Below are 14,192 nucleotides of genomic sequence, written 5' to 3'. Positions count from 1 at the left end.
TTTTTGCCGGTCACATATGAATAAGCCTTGACTATTATCACCGCCATCTCCTGTCTTGTGATTTTCTTTTCCGGCGCAAAATGGATGGCCTCATATTCAAGAGGGTTTGAATGTGTAACTATAAGTCGTTTTCAAAGTAATATAACCGGTGATAAAAAAATCTCGGGTAGAAGAAAGGTCAGAAAAGGTAGAACTGTCCCGCAATTGCACTTCTGCATTTAATCTAAAAAACCTTTTATATATTGACGATGACGGATAATATATTATTTGCCCAGTCCATAATGTTTATTTTAATTTTACGGGCCTATTTTTCCGCCTTCGACCAGCTCATAACAGGCAATAACAGCCTTTGCATGTGCCAGGTTGCAGTATGAGACAGGGTATGAGACAGGGGACGGTTCCTTGACTCAAAAGTGAGTCAGAGAACCGTCCCCTGTCTCATTTGGCCGTTTTCTATATAAGAAATAAATTCTTTTGAAACATTTACTTTCTCGGCTAATTGTTCTTGAGTTATTCCTATTTTTCCCTTTACTTCTTTTATCCGGAACATGCAATCTACCTCCTACTTTTCATAATATTTAACTATTGGATTAATTATAGCAATATTTTTTAAACTATAAGATTATTGTTGATTAATTTACTATTACTCTATTTTTCTATGATTTTCTTGACTTTTCAATACAAGTTGATTATATTAAAGTTAAACTTATAGTTTATCTTTCAAAGGATGGTAATACGTGAAAATTGGTGAACGATTGAAATTTCTTAGAATCTCAAAAAACATGCAAAGTAATGAACTTGCCCAAAGAGTAGCATTTCAAATGTTTATTTAAGTTATATAGAACATGGCACGAAAATTCCTACGATAGATACTCTCCAAAAAATCTGCGAAGCTTTGGGTGTTAGCCTATCCGAGTTTTTCTCTGTACAGGATTCAGACTTGCCTCCGGAGTACCTCGAAACGCTGCAAAACCTAAAAGTTCTTACGCCTGAACAATTAAAGATTCTTAATGATTTTTTAAAGACTCTGAAACATTAAAATAATATTTTTAGCAATAAAAAAACTGCGGTATTACCGCAGTACCTTTTGGAGCCACCTGCAGGTGGTTTTCTTAACCAAAAAAGCCGCGCTTTTTTGCGCGGCTGAGTTTATTTTCACTGCTTCAAGAATCTTTCGAGATCGCTTAGCGACTCAATGTCAAAAAATGTTTTCCGCAATCAATTCAAGAGTCAGCCTATCTTGACCCAGGATTCTTTCTTTGTACCCCCGGGGCAGTTCTCCAAGTTTTTTGCAGAGTTGCCTGATTATGGTCTCAACCATACCTTTTCCTACACCTCTCAATCCCTTCTACAATCCCTCTTTCAATTCCTTTTTCAATATCTTTTTCAATTCCTTCTTCTAATCCTTTTTTGTAAACCTCTTGATTAATGATTGTTTTGCCTTCTTCAAGGTCTGAAATTCTATGTGGTATTTGGTTTCTTTTGCGTTTAAAAAAACTACGGGATTACCGCAGCTTGATTTTAAAGCCATATCATCAATATATTTCTTATTGCCTTCTATATACAATTCTAAAACCTGTAGCTTCATAAATTTGTTAGGATAAATTTTCCTTCACTTCTTCCCACTTCATGCCCTTCACCATCCTTTGATATATTTGAGCTATACTTTAGGTGAAAGAAAGCGTTTCCTATATACATCATCAAAAGTACTCCGGCTGGCCCGCATCATTTGCAACTGTTCCTTGCAGTCCATATTCCAGTTGCCGGTCTCCATGTAATGCACCCATTCGGGCATAGCGCATCGCGCCCCGCGAACTCTGGATTTATAATCAAAGGGTTTTAATACATCGGGCATTTTTTTCATGTATGGGTCTACTACTATTGCCAACAGGCTTTTATTAATAAGCATGGCATTATAGATCCGTTTGTTTACATGGTCATCATTAAATCCATACCCGATGACCACCAGCTCATCCACGGTGTCGAGCACTTCTTCCATCAATCCGATTTTTTCTTCGCCGGGTTTGGGGTCAAAGGTCTCGCTGTATTTATATCCCCCGGTCAATATTGACTGCCTTAAAAACTGCATTTGGCCGTCAAAATCGCTGACGGCAATCTCAGTGCAAATATTTGCAGGGGTATTGCCCACAAAATAACTCATTTCATGCAGCACCAAAGAAACTTTCTGCAGATAGGATATGGAAGTTTCATTTTCATCATATCCGACGTGAAGTATTTCTTTGTCGTCATTATAGGAAAACTCATTGATGGCGCCGTGCAGTTTTATTAAATTGACCCCCGCCAAGCCACGGATGAAATTCATAGCGTCAAGTTTCATGTCTCGGCGGGGAGTTTTGCAAAAAGAAACGGTGCTTTGCAAATCCCGGTTGCTTTTGGGTAATTTCATGTATTCTTTTGCTCCAAAGCTCAGGGGTATTTTATAATCAAAACACAAAAACTCAATAAACAAATCGTGATTCAAGGAAAGCACCCACAGCTCGTTATCTGACAGAAAATGAAACAATGATTTATAAAATTTCTTATTAGCCATATAGATCCACAGGTTATTTACTTGATACATATAGAACATCTGGACGATCATGTCCAGGAACTTTCCAAATACGTAGTGCAGCGTATCCCGGCGGTCCTGTTTTGCGCCCAATTCGTGATACCGGTCCTGGATGGTCTTGAGAAAGCTCTCATAATTGCCGTCGCTGTTATTATAAAACTGTTTATAGATTTCCATTACTTCGTCCATAGTCTTTGGATTTATAGGTCTGTCGGCTCCATATGGGTCGGCGGTCTTCCAGATTTTTATATATTTTTCCATGCGGTCGGGGTTCAAAAAATAAAAGAAATCCTTTGTAAATCCCGCGGCCAACGGCATGCCCAAATCATGTGAAAATCCGGCCCCCAGCAGCAACGCCCTTTTTGCCATATGCAGCCCCCCTTACCCGAATCTCGTCTTTTCCGCTCAATATAAAAAATTCGTTCTTTCGTTTAATAAGTATTATTATTGTTTAGGCCTCCCTTTATGATATGCACGATCATAGTAAAGACTTTTACACACTATTTCAATGCTTAATGCATAAAACACCTTTGTCTACCGATTCATTAATCTCTTCCGCTAGTTCACTGCTATTATGAAAATAGGCTTGAATAAACATCCAATATCTTGCAAATACATTCCCTGACTGTATTTTTTATATTATGGGTTTGCAACATTATGAGAAATGTTATAATAATTAAGGCTTTATTGAAAGAGTGATAGATTATGACTTGGTCAAGAGAAGAAAATATCAAAAATGCCGCTTTATGGCTGTCAAGTAAAATCAGATTAATTGAAGATAAATATATTCTATTGACACGTCACAACAACAGGCCAAAAGCCACCATTAAGATTGATTTATAAAGGCGGAGTCGTTCCTATTTCTTCGAAGTTTGCTTACAAACTGGATTCAAATGGTCGTAAATTACCTAAATATAAAAATCATTATGTGCTTGATATTAAAAAGTATCCTCAACTAACTGAATCTTCAGCAGTCAAATGTGAAGATATTAGATGAATCGATGTTGTTAGGGTTAAAGATTTAATGTTTAATATTCAATTTAGATTGCCTTGTCGCAATCGTATGACACCTATTTATGAATAGGATTTACTGTTTCCAGAAGGATCTCGTAATTGCGAGATCCTTTCTGTTTTTACTCATCGAACCTGAAATTTTCTCGGTAATAAATTCTTTGCTTTGGCTTGCAGCATTATGTTTATATCCTGTAGATGCAATTATAAAATTGTTATTTGCTCGAATTCCTTGTTAGGATAAAATGTTCCGATAACTATCCACCTATTATATTGATAAACCGTTCCTACAAAAAAATATGTATCTTTATTTTCCCCGCATATTTTATTATAGAATTTGTCCTTTACTTTTTGACAAGCGACCTCCTCACTTTTATATTTATCTCGCATTTTCCTATATAATTGTCCAACTTCCCAATCTTCAATCATCATTTTATGTCCAGGGCAATTAGGGTCTAAACATTTAAATTTATATCTAAATTTATACGGTATCTTTTCTAAGGGTTTTCTATCGCCAAAGAAGCTTAGCTGATTCATTTTCGCTAACCATTCAGGTTTCCAATCTCTTTCTGTTTCCTCAATTATTAAATCTTCTACAACCCTTGGTTTAATAATACCTAAAGAAATTTCTTTTTGATTCATTTTATTAAGCTCACACATTGTAAACCTGTATTTAGCCAATACATATTTTTTTCGCTCGCGCCAATTATTATCAGTTTTAAGGGGGGTTCCAATCGGCCTTATTTCACCAATAGGCCTATAACTTTCTGGTCTATAATCTTTTTTATTTTTCTCGGCTTCAACTTCTATCCACTGATATTTAGAATACCATTGGTCATATGGCTTATAACGATAATTGATTGGATATAATCGTATAAAACTCCCATCTTCTAATACACCAGCAGTACAAACTAATTCATCATATTTATCAGATGGCAATGGATACGTTTTTGCGGTAATAAGAACCCTTAGTTTTTCAACCATACTTTTCCTTCACTCCTATAATTAATTATAGGTAGCCTGGTTCTTTTACAAATCTCTTCTGCCAGGATATGTCTATGGCAATTTTGCGGGTCTTTTTCAAAACAAATCATTACTGAGGGCTTGTTCGTTAGTATTTTCTCTATTTTATATATGTCTTCAATTGCGTTTGGAATTACATCTTCCCGATAAATATCCCATAATAAATATCGTTCATGAACTTTATTACGGATTCTTGATGTGATACCGACCTGTGGGAAATGGTAATATTTTAATCCTACATCTTTACACCTCTTTTCTAAATATGGTTTTGAGAAACCATATTTGTGTGAAACCGGATTATTTCTCACATCTATTACGGCATTGATGCCAGCACGTAATAATATATTTAAAAAACTATCAATAGATAATCCTTCATAACCCAATGTATATATGGCGTTAGCCGCGGTCGGTATATTATATTTATGGTTGTTTGATGTTATTTCGCTTTTTGCCGCATACCATGGATATTTTTTATAGACATAATCTATTAAGTCTTTTATCTCTAATTTCCCATATAAATCTAATATACTATCAATAGCGTCAATTATACTTTTTTTGGTCCCATAATCTCTATAACCAAGTTCTGAAAGCATTATCATATTATCGTCATCAAATTCTATCAGATTCATTTGCTTTAATTCATCAATATCTCTATAAACCGTAAATGAAAATGGTCCATATTTATAAGGCAAAAAATCGTAAAAAGGTACTTCACTATTTATGCCTGTTTCATTTTTTAACAAAAATAATAATTTAATAAGCTGTATCCTATATACTTTTTTATTCGGGATCCTTTTAAGGGTTTCAAGTAAAACCTTTTCACGCCAATATATCATAATATTTACTCCTTGTATAATAAGAATATCTAAAGATTTGGTTTACATAAAATCATATTTACTACGTTATTTTTCTTTTAGTATCTTGCTCCTTGACAATTGAATAAAAAGGTCTTTACAATACTGGGGTGCCTTTGGGAAAATAGCCATAGGTGTCTACCAAGGGAATGTTCGTATGCCTCCTGTTGACCCTTATATAATAAGGGTTCTTCCAAATTGAGAGTGTTCCCCTGGCCCCATGATATAGACCTACACGCTGACTGTTTCCCGGCCGATCACCCCTTCAGCAAGCAGAGGAAGGCTCGTGCACCGGTGACTCCCGGTGTATTCCAATAGTTTCGCAAGGTTGTCGTTCATGGGTTTCTCAGGGACATCCTAGGATTGTAAGCATCTTCATCCTGTAGCAAAAAGGAGGTGATTTTCTATGACTTATCCCTTGTTTGTCGGGATTGATGTAAGCAGCAGTGATAACGTTGTATGTTATTTGACAAAGGATGAAGAAAAGAAACCTTTATGTCGCTTTACTGTGTCAAATAACCGACCGGGTATTATGGAATTTAGAGAACGTATCGTTTCATTGGTACATAAACACGGATTTGATCAAATTCTGTTCGGTTTGGAGCATACGGACTGTTATTCGACTCATGCAGCGATGTATCTTGAGCGCCATCTTGATTTTGAGTGTAGTGATGTTAAGGTCTATGTGTTTAATCCGAGTCTTATTAAAGAGTTTAAGAAATCTCATTATCTTGATGCCCCCAAGAATGATAGGATTGACGCATGGTTTATTGCATCAAAACTCAGATCCGGCCATCTCCCGCATCCTTTCACCTGGAGTGAGCCTTTGCTTTCGCTTCAGTATTTAACACGGGCTCGTTTTCATCTGATGCAGGATTTGACACGGGAAAGCAATTTCCTTGCTATGGCTTCTAATATTCGCGTCATTCGTGCTATTCAGGATGAGCTTAAATCCCTGAAGAAAGCCATTGAGGACCATTTGAAGACGATTCCTCAAACCCTTGATTCGGTGCCGGGTATTGGCCCTATTTTTGCTGCCGGTATACTGGCCGAAATCGGTGATATCCGACAGTTTAGTAGTCATAAACAATTGGCCAAGTTCGCCGGTCTTGCGTGGACCGAGAACCAGTCTGGCAGTTTTACAGCTTCTCAGACCAGGCTTATTCATTCGGCAACCGTTATCTGAAGTATTATTTCATCGAAGCGGCAAACAGTTCAGGGTGCACGATCCTGTTTTGCCGAATATTATGCTCGTAAGGTAGCGGAGCCGAAGGTTTATGCCGAAAAACGTGCTCTTGCGCTTACTGCTCGTAAACTCGTGCGGTTAGTCGATTGTCTGCTGCGAACTAACCGACTTTATGAAGCCCGGGGAGGGATTTCATAAATTTCTTTAGAATTATGTTTTAATTTTTTAACTCACCATTTATTTTCCATTTTATGGTATATGGTGGGCTTAGTTTAGTATTGTCTTTTTTTGATTCACCTCTAAATGTAACAGTAATTTCTTTTGTATTATGTCAACTTAGGGTCTTGACATAATACCGCTGCTCTCTTTGTACTTTCCTTTTGATTTATATTATAATATAAATTTAATAATTATGAAATAAAAATAAGCCCCACATTTCAAGATTCATACCATATAGGCCGTCTCCTTTCATTCCATCCATATCTCCATGCTTTTGATGGCTCCCGCTAAGGCTACTCACGCAAGGTACTTCTCTCAAGTGTGCAACTTTATATAGAATATATGTTCGCCATTTATTCCAATATTCCTGCTTAAAAATAACAAAACTCATAAATTTTTATCCGATTTCTGTTTCACTTATACAATCTCCCCATACACCGCTGTGGCGTCATCGTGTGTGCTGAAGCGGGGGAATTTGAGGCACTCCTCATCGCTATTTCAATCTCACGGAGGGTGTCTGATAGGTCTCGCAGGGAGCTTTGCCGCAGCGCATCGAAAAGTTGTTCCCATGAATCGAAATGGTGAAAGCTTTCCACCAGCCGGGAAAAACCGTCAGTAGCCAGCAAAAGCCAGCCGCCCCTTCCCACGGGAATGATGCCCGTCTTTGCATGATCCACTGCAAGGGGCAGCACCGCCAGGGTCCTTTTAAGATATTTTTCCCCATGCAGGATAATACCCAGGCCGCCATAAATGCACAAAAGGCTCCCCGTGAAAATCAACATCAGGTAAGCCCCTTTTTCTGTACTCTGACCGCTGATAAACTGAACTGCGAATGTCAATAGAAATTTGAGCCACTTGCTAATGAATTTTTGAGCCACTTGTGCTAATGAAAAAGTGAGCCATGTGCTAGTGAATTTTTAATCCATTTAATCAAAGAGGTGAGGTACCTTAGCAAAGATTTAAAAAAGTATAAAAATCTTTTATAGGCGGCCGAGGATAAGTCATTTATAAAGCATACCTGAAAAAAAGGAGGAGGAAGCAAATGCTCACTTTGAAAGTGAGGGGAGGGTTGCTTCCTGTACCTCAAGCAATAGATAGTAGCACTCGTTAAGGTACTTTAGAGCTATTTTTCATTCTGTAAGACTCTCCATTCATGTTCAATACATGTGAACGGAATGTCAACCGGTCTACCAGAGCAGCGACCATAGTAGCATTCTCAAACATCTCCGGCCATCTTGAAAACTCAAGATTAGTCGATATAATCACACTTCCTTTTTCGGCGCGATCTGAAATCACTCTGAAAAGTAAATCTGCCTGATGCCTGTTGAACTCAAGGTAGGATAATTCATCTAGAATAAGCAAATCCACATTTTCCAGCTGCTTTTCAAGTTTTGATAGCCTCCTGGAGTCCTGGGCTTCCGTAAGTTCGGTAACAAGGCCGGCTGCCGTATAAAATCTTACGTTGTATCCTTCTTTGCAGGCTTTTAATCCTAGCCCTATGGAAAGATGTGTCTTGCCCGTACCGGGCTTTTTTAAGGTCTTCTCAAGATTTCCGTAACCCGTTCTAAACAATATCTCCCTCAAGTCATTAAGTTCCTTTTGAAAACTCATAATTCTGGATTCAGCCGGAGCATTGATATTCTTGAGACAGTCTTGAGACAGGGGACGGTTCCTTGACTCAAAAGTGAGTCAGAGAACCGTCCCCTGTCTCATTCCTGTCAAACATCAAGAAAGCCGGGAGAATAGCATTGGCATTTGATGTTTTGGAAAGAGCAGTAAAATCAGCATCTGAAAATCAAGGTTCGTGAAAAGAAGTAAAAAAGTAGGGTTTCTATACTAGAATCAAGGACTTAATTGATGAAAGTTCATCTTGCACATATTGCACATTTATGCTAGACTTATTGAAGAGGTGGTTATATGCTGAATGAATATGGTTTTACCGAGGCAAGAAACGATTTTTCTCGGGTATTTAATATGGTATTTAATGAGCGGGAACCGGCGGTCATCAGAAGAAACCGGGATCAAGAGGTATTAATGTTGCGCAAGGATTTGCTGAAAGATATGCTCTCGGCTTATGTTTTTGATGTAGATCTATTGCCCGAAAATGATTGTTCTTTTACCGTATCTATAGATATACTGGAACTTGCGGCTAACGGTCCTACACAAGAAGAAGCCTTAAATGAGCTTATACAAGATTTGAAAATATATGCTCAAGACTATATGGAAAGGTCTCAACTTTTTCTTAATGCTCCCAACCGTAAACACCACTTGCCTTACCTTCTTAGAATTTTACTTTGTGATTCGGACGAAGAGATAAAGTCGCTTTTAAAGGTGCATCATGCCTCCTAGATTTCGAGATTTAAAACGTTATTGTGACAATAACGGTTGGGTCATGGTTAAAAATACCGATCATTTTTACTACGAAAAGGTTTTATCTGATGGGTCGCTGTTAAGGACTAAAATAAGCCATGCATTGCAAAAGGAAATACCGGGGAACTTATGGAAAAAAATACTGAAGTTACAGTTAAAAATGCAGGAAGATGAGTTCTGGAGTAGCATAAAGTAGCTCATTCTAACCTCCACTGCCTTTATTATGTTTTTCCTGAAGGCGGCTTATGTCGTTTGTTTCTTTTTTGTTTTTCCCTTCTGCGTTCATTGTGGATTTGTACAGGTAGGTGCTAACAATTCCAAAAATTTTGCATTTTTGGCTATTAATTAATGCATATTAATTAAATCTCTATAATCTATCCCTGCGAAAGTTGAGTGTCTAATTTATTAGAAAGATGATATAATATAAATATAATCTATCTTGAGGTGATTGTATATGAGTATAAAAGTTACGGTTGTAGTTCAAAAAGATGAAAACTGGTACGTCGCAAAGTGTATCGAAAATAACGTAGCTTCACAGGGTAAAACAATCGAGGAAGCGCTAAACAATTTACGTGAAGCATTGGAGTTATATTATGAAAATGAAAAACCGGATATCTCTTATTATCAGACTTTTATAACCACCATGGAGGTAGCGCTATAATAGGATCAAAGTATCCTGTTCTCCCTCCAGTTCCTGCTCGGTATAGATTTTTAGCCTGGTCTGTTTTAATGTCTTTATCACATACTCCTGAACCTCTTCATTTATCATGTCCTCATACATCTTATACACCTCCACCGCTTTTATTATGTTTTTCCTGAAGGCTGCTTCCAGTAGCCTTTTCGCTTCTGATGAACTTTTTTCGCCTGTTATTGTTTGAAAGTATTTTTTCAATGCTTCCTGAAAATATTCATTGTCACTCAGCAAGTTTTGAATATCTTTCCGATTTGCTTTTTTATCTGATGGCTGTCCAGATTTTTTATGATGATTACGTCTATTCTGAGGGGCTCTTTTGATGGGTATTCCTCTTCTCCTTTGTTTGTATTATACCTCTAATCATTCCCTTTAATATATATTTCATCCATTTTTTTCAAGACATTTTCCTTTGTCACTTTTATCCATTCACATCTTTTCAGTCACTCTTATTAAAAATTTACACCAGGGATTTATTAATATGGATTAATAAAGATTTGTTCCTTTAAAATTTTATTTTCTTTATTCTGATCTTTTTAGGATCAATAACTACAACATTTCCTTTTATATCTTCTTCTTTAAGAACCTTTAATGCTTGCAATAATAGTTTTTTAGTTTCCTGCACTATAAATTCATTTGGGATTCTTAAAAGAATGAATCCCATACATTCTATCAAACTTTGGAATGGCAGAGTTGCAAAGCCCACATCAGCAGTAATAATTACTCCTTTTTTCTTTCATTAGAAAATTTCAAGATCTCCTTATCCGTTGCTCCACGCAAACCAATATCACGGACATCTATAACCTTGTAGCCTTGTCTTTTCAATTCTATCGCTAAAGAACGAGGCATATCTTCATCTATAATAAACAGCAATTATTGCACCATCCTTACTTGTTCATTAGAAAGGATGTTTGCGGCATATCGTAGAGCTGCAAATATGTCTTCTTTAGTAAGTTCATATTCCGTCATTATTTCTTCATAAGAAAGCCCTGAAGCTAATTTTCCTAATATAAGTTCTACTGGAACTCTAGTCCCTTTTATTACAGGTTTTCCACCTTTAATTAAAGGATCGATAATTATCCCATGTATATCTTGCATAAGTAATCCTCCCATTCATTATCGTCTACATTAATGATAACATACTGCGAAAAAAACTCAACGGTGTTATATTTTAAAGATTTTGCAGCCCACTCATCGCTCTTGTAAATTACCACCGGGCTAAACACTTTTTTTGAGCTGCTTAATGCCTCAAAAAGCCTGTGCCCTACCCTTGATGTAAACATAATCTATCTTGAGGTGATTATATATGAGTGTAAAAGTTACAGTTGTGGTTCAGAAAGAGGAAAACTGTTACGTCGCAAAGTGTATCGAAAATAACGTGGCTTCTCAGGGTAAAACAATTGAGGAATCGCTAAATAAAGTATCCTGTTCTCCCTCCAGAAATCTTTCAATATTCGGGTTCCTTTCAGGCGACCTTACTGGTATTCTCTCATGCAGTATACCCTGTTTAGTGCAAAATTAGTGCAAAATTCCTGAAATTCTTTTGACTTAAACTGAGGCCCATTATCGGTTCTGTTGGCAAAAGTAGATCCATTTCTTTGCATAAGATGATAGAGCAAAGCTAATATTTTCTTTTCTGAGATTTACCTTTTCGTCATCATCGTTACCGTCGTTAGGGTTTAAAAGCTTTTTTCTCCAGTAATCGATTGTAGTTTTTGATATGCTGTAGTATCGTTCCCCCTTCAAGAGTTATTTTATCATGTTGTGCGTTTTGGTCCAATTCTCTTGAGAGGCCAGCAAGTATCGCGGCGTAAAAGTCGCTGTGCCAGTCGTTCATGTTCCATTCTCCTATATTTATTATATTACTTTGGTTGTTCAGCATCAATTGCCTTCAGCAAACCTTTTTTCAGTGTCAGGGTCCTCTTTTTTTCTATATTTATTCTGCTACCGGGCGAAATGGCAAAACAGTATTCTTTTACTTGTGGGACAGCGGAATTCATAAAATCAAATTCGGTAACTATTAGTTCCTTAGATCCCGACACTTTTTCTATACCGCATCCCATTACATCAATATCCAAAAAATTTCTCAATGGGATACCACCTGATAAATAAATCTCCTCTCCTTTTATATCCAAGCCCCAGTAATGCCTTGCTTCTTCATTAGATATAGTTCGCCCGGCGAAAAATTTTAACTCGCCCATTCCGTATCTTGCATCCTGACCGACGAAAATACGTTCAGCATTTTTTATCGACTCTATCTCTTCTCTTTCAGCCTTTAAAAGGCCGGTCCAGTAAAGCCTGCATCTTTGCACCACGCCTTTTCGCTTTTCTGACGGCAAAATTATTTCTATCTCATGGGTTAATTTCTCAGCAGCGCTTTGACTTGCGGGATCAATGGCAGTGGAAAAATACGAATTCACAAAGCGCCTTCTAAAATCATGTTCATTGTAGTCAACTTTTTCGCTTTTAAGATGAAGCCCGTCCCCACTTAATTCAGGAAAAAGTATATCTTCATTTTCAGTGCCCAGTGCCGGAAAAAAGCAGGTGATACAGTTAAGTTTTTGCTGCCAAATTTCAAATGTTTGAGGAGATTTATGCTGTATGGCACAGGCATTCACCAGAGCGCCGAATACGGTCCATCCCGGCATGAAAAGCCTGGTTTCGGAAATGACCCCGTATTTTTTCCCGCCAATATTAAGCGGCTGCTTTTGTTCTAAGATGATGCGATACCATTCAGCCATATTTCAATCACCTGCTTTTCTTTACAGCTTTGGCGTGGTACCGAGCGTATATCAGCGCCGTTTCCAGGTAATTTCTGAAAGCAAGCATTTTGTTCAAATCCTCCGAAAGGCTAGAAAAATATTGTTCAACCTCGCCTTTATCGCTTTGTTTATTATTTATTTCCAAATTTATATACGGTTTGAGTTTTTCCAGCGGAAGTTTGATGAAAATATCTTCTGCATCCCTGCTCTTATCGTTGTCCTGTGCCTTGCAAAACACATAATAAGCGTATACACCGTCGTTTGCCAGCACTCCAAGGGCCTTATCAATAAGCCTTAATAATTTTTCGTTATCATCTTTTTTCGTAATTTCTGCCACTATTTCATAACCCAAGTTGTTTAGCACTGCTTCGAGATTCACTCTCGCCTGACTGCTCATCACCTTTTTCTCCCCCTTCGCAGCCGTGTGATTGGTTCTTGCAAAAGTCAGAGAATATCGTCATCCTACCGAATCCTCTGGTAACCATGCCGCCAATACCGAATATCTCATAGTATTTTTTGCTATCTTCCAGTGCCTGCCATATATCTTCAGCTGAAAACTCAACGCTGCCCCTATCCCCTGGCTCTGCTAGCACAATTTCACTCACAAACACAGTGCCCCTGGGCACCGCCTCGGAAGTAAAAAGCGCTCCTTCTTTCGCTGCTCCGGTCATTGGATCAATGGAGACCGAAGTCCTTACCTCAAGATTGGCGTTTATAATGTTGGAAATCAGGGTATCAGCCACTACAACATAGTTTTTCTTCAACCGCTCTTTCCAGTCTTTATCAAGCGGCAGATTGTCAATGGCTTGATTCATACCGCTTTCATCTTCATATTCACCTGCAGAAAGATTCATCCAGCCAAGATTTATGCTGCCTGCCCTACCAGCTTCTTGTTTCGGCATTAACGCCTGCCCTTCGGCAGTGATAGGGATTTTGCATATATTAGGTCTCACCCCTTGAAGAAGTTCCGGCGATGTCACCCATCGGGTGCCGTACATGGTGTACACCGGGAAAAACAAAATATATAAATCAGAGAAGAAAGCCCTGCCCCGCATGGATTTGTCTTTCTTGGAAAAACCAAAGGTTTTGCATACTATACATCTTCCGCAGTGGCCGGTCTCCGGCACATCCTGGGCATTTTCATCAATAATATTTTTTTCAGGGCTCTCATCCTGCCCTGCGCAATTGATTGCCGCATATCTATTGCCTTCATGCTTTACCCATTCATGCGCTTCGCCTTCAAAAAGTGCCGCCATATCCTTGCCATTTCTTTTTTTCCTTTCCATCCTGTATTCATCTTTAAAGTGCGAATATAGCTCCAGCATCATATAGTAGCGCCATGTGCCAGCAATACTGGATGCAGGTATTTTGGGGATTCTAGTTACGGGGTCCCGAACAATTGTATTGTCCACCCTTCCTATGGTGTAGCCTCCGGTGCCTATGTATACAGGGTCAATGGAAATAGCCGCAAAGCTTTTTTTCTCATATACTCCCATTTCAAAACACC

General features: G+C 38.0%; 20 protein-coding genes and 1 pseudogene. 6 read left to right on the top strand and 15 right to left on the bottom strand.

Going from position 1 to position 14,192, the window contains the following annotated elements:
- Positions 1–418: 418 nt before the first annotated feature.
- Entirely contained in the window at positions 419–550 is a 132-nt protein-coding gene (locus tag AC6I1H_RS14005; RefSeq protein WP_497738152.1) for a helix-turn-helix domain-containing protein, read from the bottom strand.
- 264 nt (positions 551–814) lie between these two features.
- Here AC6I1H_RS14005 and AC6I1H_RS14000 point away from each other — a divergent pair, with 264 nt between their 5' ends.
- On the top strand, positions 815–1,039 hold the full coding sequence (locus AC6I1H_RS14000; protein WP_497740808.1) for a helix-turn-helix domain-containing protein: 225 nt from the start codon (positions 815–817) through the stop codon (positions 1,037–1,039).
- A gap of 159 nt (positions 1,040–1,198) precedes the next feature.
- On the opposite strand, the gene AC6I1H_RS13995 is transcribed toward AC6I1H_RS14000, so the two are convergent.
- Complete coding sequence (locus AC6I1H_RS13995; protein ID WP_497738151.1) at positions 1,199–1,321, bottom strand: hypothetical protein; 123 nt, start codon at positions 1,319–1,321, stop codon at positions 1,199–1,201.
- 339 nt (positions 1,322–1,660) lie between these two features.
- On the bottom strand, positions 1,661–2,938 hold the full coding sequence (locus AC6I1H_RS13990) for a hypothetical protein (protein WP_497738150.1): 1,278 nt from the start codon (positions 2,936–2,938) through the stop codon (positions 1,661–1,663).
- Between the two features lie 336 nt (positions 2,939–3,274).
- Here AC6I1H_RS13990 and AC6I1H_RS13985 point away from each other — a divergent pair, with 336 nt between their 5' ends.
- Entirely contained in the window at positions 3,275–3,412 is a 138-nt protein-coding gene (locus tag AC6I1H_RS13985; protein ID WP_497738149.1) for a hypothetical protein, read from the top strand.
- Between the two features lie 372 nt (positions 3,413–3,784).
- Here AC6I1H_RS13985 and AC6I1H_RS13980 read toward each other — a convergent pair whose 3' ends face one another.
- Entirely contained in the window at positions 3,785–4,564 is a 780-nt protein-coding gene (locus AC6I1H_RS13980; RefSeq protein ID WP_497738148.1) for a DUF8757 domain-containing protein, read from the bottom strand.
- On the bottom strand, positions 4,549–5,439 hold the full coding sequence (locus tag AC6I1H_RS13975) for a DUF488 family protein (RefSeq protein WP_497738147.1): 891 nt from the start codon (positions 5,437–5,439) through the stop codon (positions 4,549–4,551). The genes AC6I1H_RS13980 and AC6I1H_RS13975 overlap by 16 nt, the downstream gene beginning before the upstream one ends.
- Before the next feature lie 424 nt (positions 5,440–5,863).
- Between AC6I1H_RS13975 and AC6I1H_RS13970 the strand changes: the two genes are divergently transcribed.
- Positions 5,864–6,643 (top strand): IS110 family transposase, encoded by a 780-nt coding sequence (locus AC6I1H_RS13970; RefSeq protein ID WP_497738146.1) that lies wholly within the window; start codon positions 5,864–5,866, stop codon positions 6,641–6,643.
- A gap of 632 nt (positions 6,644–7,275) precedes the next feature.
- Here the strand turns inward: AC6I1H_RS13970 and AC6I1H_RS13965 are convergent.
- Positions 7,276–7,644 carry a hypothetical protein gene (locus AC6I1H_RS13965; RefSeq protein ID WP_497738145.1) on the bottom strand — a complete coding sequence of 123 codons (369 nt, stop codon included), beginning with the start codon at positions 7,642–7,644 and terminating at the stop codon, positions 7,276–7,278.
- 325 nt (positions 7,645–7,969) lie between these two features.
- Positions 7,970–8,473, bottom strand: coding sequence for an ATP-binding protein (locus AC6I1H_RS13960; protein WP_497738144.1), 504 nt, complete (start codon positions 8,471–8,473; stop codon positions 7,970–7,972).
- Between the two features lie 306 nt (positions 8,474–8,779).
- Between AC6I1H_RS13960 and AC6I1H_RS13955 the strand changes: the two genes are divergently transcribed.
- Together AC6I1H_RS13955 and AC6I1H_RS13950 are read left to right on the top strand one after the other, a co-directional pair.
- Entirely contained in the window at positions 8,780–9,211 is a 432-nt protein-coding gene (locus tag AC6I1H_RS13955; protein ID WP_497738143.1) for a RelB antitoxin-like protein, read from the top strand.
- Between the two features lie 475 nt (positions 9,212–9,686).
- Entirely contained in the window at positions 9,687–9,893 is a 207-nt protein-coding gene (locus tag AC6I1H_RS13950; RefSeq protein WP_120768845.1) for a type II toxin-antitoxin system HicB family antitoxin, read from the top strand.
- Here the strand turns inward: AC6I1H_RS13950 and AC6I1H_RS13945 are convergent.
- The 4 genes from AC6I1H_RS13945 to AC6I1H_RS13930 all read right to left on the bottom strand — a co-directional run bounded on the left by AC6I1H_RS13945 (position 9,888) and on the right by AC6I1H_RS13930 (position 11,021).
- The gene (locus AC6I1H_RS13945; RefSeq protein WP_497738142.1) at positions 9,888–10,124 is read right to left on the bottom strand and encodes a hypothetical protein; all 237 of its coding nucleotides are present in this window, start codon (positions 10,122–10,124) and stop codon (positions 9,888–9,890) included. The two genes, AC6I1H_RS13950 and AC6I1H_RS13945, sit on opposite strands and share 6 nt — an antisense overlap.
- Before the next feature lie 304 nt (positions 10,125–10,428).
- Positions 10,429–10,587, bottom strand: a complete 159-nt coding sequence (locus tag AC6I1H_RS13940) for a hypothetical protein (RefSeq protein ID WP_497738141.1) — start codon at positions 10,585–10,587, stop codon at positions 10,429–10,431.
- 56 nt (positions 10,588–10,643) lie between these two features.
- Positions 10,644–10,796, bottom strand: coding sequence for a DUF5615 family PIN-like protein (locus tag AC6I1H_RS13935; RefSeq protein WP_497738140.1), 153 nt, complete (start codon positions 10,794–10,796; stop codon positions 10,644–10,646).
- Complete coding sequence (locus AC6I1H_RS13930; protein ID WP_497738139.1) at positions 10,797–11,021, bottom strand: DUF433 domain-containing protein; 225 nt, start codon at positions 11,019–11,021, stop codon at positions 10,797–10,799.
- 208 nt (positions 11,022–11,229) lie between these two features.
- Between AC6I1H_RS13930 and AC6I1H_RS13925 the strand changes: the two are divergent.
- Positions 11,230–11,346: pseudogene (locus AC6I1H_RS13925) on the top strand (type II toxin-antitoxin system HicB family antitoxin); the annotation flags it as partial.
- Between the two features lie 249 nt (positions 11,347–11,595).
- Here AC6I1H_RS13925 and AC6I1H_RS13920 read toward each other — a convergent pair.
- The 4 genes from AC6I1H_RS13920 to AC6I1H_RS13905 are packed head-to-tail and all read right to left on the bottom strand — an operon-like array spanning position 11,596 to position 14,181.
- Positions 11,596–11,805, bottom strand: a complete 210-nt coding sequence (locus AC6I1H_RS13920) for a hypothetical protein (RefSeq protein ID WP_497738138.1) — start codon at positions 11,803–11,805, stop codon at positions 11,596–11,598.
- Positions 11,786–12,664 carry a hypothetical protein gene (locus AC6I1H_RS13915; RefSeq protein ID WP_497738137.1) on the bottom strand — a complete coding sequence of 293 codons (879 nt, stop codon included), beginning with the start codon at positions 12,662–12,664 and terminating at the stop codon, positions 11,786–11,788. Before AC6I1H_RS13915 ends, AC6I1H_RS13920 begins: the two co-directional genes overlap by 20 nt.
- A gap of 7 nt (positions 12,665–12,671) precedes the next feature.
- Entirely contained in the window at positions 12,672–13,082 is a 411-nt protein-coding gene (locus AC6I1H_RS13910) for a hypothetical protein (protein WP_497740807.1), read from the bottom strand.
- Complete coding sequence (locus tag AC6I1H_RS13905; RefSeq protein ID WP_497738136.1) at positions 13,027–14,181, bottom strand: RAMP superfamily CRISPR-associated protein; 1,155 nt, start codon at positions 14,179–14,181, stop codon at positions 13,027–13,029. The genes AC6I1H_RS13910 and AC6I1H_RS13905 overlap by 56 nt, the downstream gene beginning before the upstream one ends.
- Between the last annotated feature and the right edge of the window lie 11 nt (positions 14,182–14,192).

The sequence above is a fragment of the Biomaibacter sp. TOL genome (assembly GCF_059717795.1).
Note: the sequence above shows the minus strand (reverse complement) of the source record. Positions and strands in the feature narration are given on the sequence as shown.